The 2,761-nt window shown below is 71.2% G+C and carries 3 protein-coding genes and 1 pseudogene; all 4 read left to right on the top strand.

The genetic code is table 11. The annotated features are described in order from the left end of the window. Positions 1-754, top strand: a 754-nt coding sequence (locus NBV68_RS18900; RefSeq protein WP_296313020.1) for an AraC family transcriptional regulator, incomplete at its 5' end; no start/stop codon positions are given. Between the two features lie 110 nt (positions 755-864). Continuing rightward, a complete protein-coding gene (locus NBV68_RS18905; protein ID WP_296313022.1) occupies positions 865-1,377 on the top strand; it encodes an RNA polymerase sigma factor in 513 nt (170 codons plus the stop codon). Positions 1,378-1,423: 46 nt separating this feature from the next. After that, entirely contained in the window at positions 1,424-2,371 is a 948-nt protein-coding gene (locus tag NBV68_RS18910; protein WP_296313025.1) for a FecR domain-containing protein, read from the top strand. Positions 2,372-2,390: 19 nt separating this feature from the next. Next, positions 2,391-2,761 (top strand): annotated as a pseudogene (locus NBV68_RS18915) (TonB-dependent receptor); the annotation flags it as partial.

The raw sequence follows: 2,761 nt of genomic DNA on the forward strand, positions 1-2,761 counted from the left end.
CAGCGCCGACCGGCCGGCTGACGACAACGATCTGCTGCTGCTCACCCGCGGATCGGGCCGCCCGGCCCAGGGCTGCATGGCCGGCCACCGCTACACCATCGCCGCCAACCGCGAACTGCGCGCCAGTTTCGTGCCGAGCGGGGCGGATTCGCAGATCGAATTCGGCTCCTCGGCCAAGAGCGTCAATCTGGTATTCCCCAAGGGCTTTCTGCACAGCCTCGTCGAGGATCGCGGCGGGCGGGCTTCAGCGCCGCTGCTGTTCAGCGACAACACCGCGCTGATCGGCCTCATCAGCCTGATCGAGCTCGAACTGTTCCGCCCTGGCCTTGCGACCGATCTCGTCGCCGAGCAGGCGATGCGATCGATAGCGCTGATCCTGTCGGGGATCGACCCCAACGGCTTCATCGCCGAAGGCGAGCGGATCAGCCTGCCGCCGGTGCGACTGAAGCGGGTGATCGATTTTCTCGAGGCCAATCTCGCGCAGCCGCTGACGCTCGACCTCCTCGCGCATGTCGCGGGGCTTTCTGTGTTCCACTTCGCGCGGGTGTTCCGCCAGGCGACGGGCACGAGCCCTTACCGCTACGTCAGCGAACGGCGGCTGCTGCGCGCCCAGCGCCTGCTGATGTCGCCCGAACTTCCTGTGCAGGATATCGCGCTGGCCTGCGGCTTCCCGCGCCATGCCAATTTCAGCGCCGCCTTCGCCCGCGCGCGCGGCATGTCGCCGAGCGCCTTCCGCGCCTACTTCGCGCTCTGATCCGCGCCAGCCCGGCGAGGCACCGGGGCATTCCCGTTCGGCCCGGGTTCATGCTAGGGGCCGACAAGCATCCGCCCCCCGCCTGCCCCGAAACACCGACCGACCCGCCCATGGCCCCCACCGTCCCGCTCGAAGAGGCTTACCTCGCGCATCGCGAGCGTCTGCTGCGTTTCCTGCGCGCGCGCGGGGCGGGGGAGGCGGCGGAGGATCTGGTGCAGGAGCTGTGGCTACGCCTTGCCGCCGCGCCCGATCCCGCTGCGGCGTCCGGCATCGGCTACATGATGCGCGCTGCCGACCGCTTGATGATCGACCGCTACCGCTCGCAACGCCAGGCGACTTTGCGCGACAAGGCCTGGGCCGAGGCGCAGCCGGGCATGGCAGAAGGCGTGGCGCCCGCCCCCGGTCCGGAGCGTGACCTTGCCGCGAGGCAGGAGGTGGCACGCATCGAGCAGGCGCTCGCCGAGCTCGGCCCGCGCGCGGCCGCGATCCTGCGCCGCCATCGCATCGACGGGCTCACCCAGCGCGAGATCGCCGCCGAATTCGGCGTCAGCCTCAGCACCGTCGAAAGCGATCTGCGGCGTGCCTATGCGAAGATCCTCGCGATCCGGGAGGACGGGCCATGAGGCATCAGCCGCTCGACTCCGTCTTGCAGGCAGGAGAACCTGTCCGATGACCACTGACCAGCCGATCCGCGATGCTGCCCTCGCCTGGGGGATCGCGACGCGTGCGCCCGATTTCGCGGACTGGGACGGATTTACCGTCTGGCTCGAGGCGGATCCGGCCCACGCCGCTGCCTATGACGCGGTGCAATCTGCGCTGGAGGAGGCGGACGCGGTGCTGGCCGCGCTTCCCGAGCCGCAGCCGCAGCGGCACCCAGAGCCAGAGCCCGCGCCCGAACCTGCCAACGACAATCCGCCCGGATGGCTGACCGCGCGGCGCGGGTGGCTTGGCGGGGCGATTGCCGCCTCGCTGGTGGTCGCGCTGACTTCGATCCTCTGGTTCGGGCCGGGCGGTGAGACACTCTACCGCACCGCGCCGGGCGAGACCCGGCTGATCGCGCTTGCAGACGGCAGCACGGTCGAACTCGCCGGTGGCAGCACCCTCGCGCTCGCAGGCGCCCGCGCCGCGCGGCTGGAGCAGGGCCAGGCGCTGTTCACCATCCGCCACGACGCGGCCGATCCTTTCGTCCTTACCGCAGGCGGCGAACGGCTGGTCGATGCTGGCACGGTGTTCGACGTGCGGCTGGCGGGCGAGACGCTCGACGTCACGGTCGCAGAAGGCGCGGTGATCGTCGACCCGCAAGGGCAGGCGATCCGCCTCGACCCGGGCGAGCGGGTTGTGCGCGAGGCAGGGCGCTTCCGCCTCGCCGAAGTCGACACCGCGGCGGTGGGCGAATGGCGCCGCGGGCGGATCAGCTTCGATAGCGCGAGCCTTGCCGAGATTGCCGCCGAACTCACCCGCGCAACCGGCACGCGATTTACCAGCACCGACACCGCGACGCGCCTGTCTGGCAGCATTGCATTGGATGCGGTGCGCGCCGATCCGCAGGCCTTGGCGCCGCTGCTGGCCGTGCGGGTCACCCGCGCAGGCGATGGCTGGATCATTGCCGCAAGGTAGCGGCTAGAGCTCTCGCGCCATGAGACCGATTGTCCCTCTTGTTGCAGTTGCAGCCCTCGCCGCGGCATCGCCGCTGGCGGCGCGCAGCCTTGAGCTGGCGATCCCGGCAGGCACGGTCTCCGAGGTCGCGATCGCGCTGGCGCGGGCGACGGGGGCGAGCATCGTCATCGCCGACCCTGCCCTGGGACGCACCCGGATCGGTGCCATCAGGGGCCGGATGGGCGCGGAGGCGGCGGTGAGAAAGCTCGCGCGGGCGGGCGGGATGGAGGCAGTGCGGGTCGGCCCCAATGCTTGGCGGCTGGTGGCCGCGCCCCGCCGCTCCGTGTCGCGCCCGCGCCCTGAACGGCAGGCGCGCGTGGTGCCCGTTGCCGCGACCGTCAGCCAACCCGC

The organism is Erythrobacter sp. (assembly GCF_023653175.1).
Lineage (GTDB): Bacteria > Pseudomonadota > Alphaproteobacteria > Sphingomonadales > Sphingomonadaceae > Erythrobacter.

Coding starts and splice junctions, on each gene's coding strand:
- NBV68_RS18905 (WP_296313022.1), top strand. CDS start 865: ATGGCCCCCACCGTCCCGCTCGAAGAGGCTTACCTCGCGCATCGCGAG.
- NBV68_RS18910 (WP_296313025.1), top strand. CDS start 1,424: ATGACCACTGACCAGCCGATCCGCGATGCTGCCCTCGCCTGGGGGATC.